This is a genomic window from Limnospira sp. PMC 289.06 (assembly GCF_032350395.1).
GTDB lineage: Bacteria > Cyanobacteriota > Cyanobacteriia > Cyanobacteriales > Microcoleaceae > Limnospira > Limnospira platensis.
Genome location: NZ_JARPLC010000513.1, coordinates 1 through 395 on the forward strand (window position 1 = coordinate 1; position 395 = coordinate 395).

Below are 395 nucleotides of genomic sequence, written 5' to 3' on the forward strand. Positions count from 1 at the left end.
CCCTAATTTTACGGCTGCTAAATAGGAGATTAGGCAGTTTGCCAGAAACGGTCATCGGTCAAATCAATCAGTTACCATTACCCGCATTAGAGGAGTTAGGAGAAGCATTACTAGACTTTTCGGAGATAGATGATTTGCTGGAATGGCTACAAAGCCATCAGCCCGAATAAATATCAACGGGAATTTCCACCTGGGGGTAATTTACTAATTACCCCAACATGATCAGGATTACAGCTAATTTAGAACAGGCTTGAAAAATACTCTTTTCTGACTCCTTACAGACTCCCCACAACCGCCCGTAGATTGGGATATAATGCTAATATGTTCGACAATGTTTGCAAGTTCCTAGCTGAGACGTTTCCGGCGGATTTAGCCCAGTGGTTATTGGGAGAACA

General features: G+C 42.8%; 1 protein-coding gene. It reads left to right on the forward strand.

Going from position 1 to position 395, the window contains the following annotated elements; genetic code table 11:
• A partial coding sequence (locus P5674_RS26050) for a DUF4351 domain-containing protein (RefSeq protein ID WP_315670506.1) occupies positions 1-170 on the forward strand: 170 nt, incomplete at its 5' end.
• Positions 171-395: the final 225 nt, after the last annotated feature.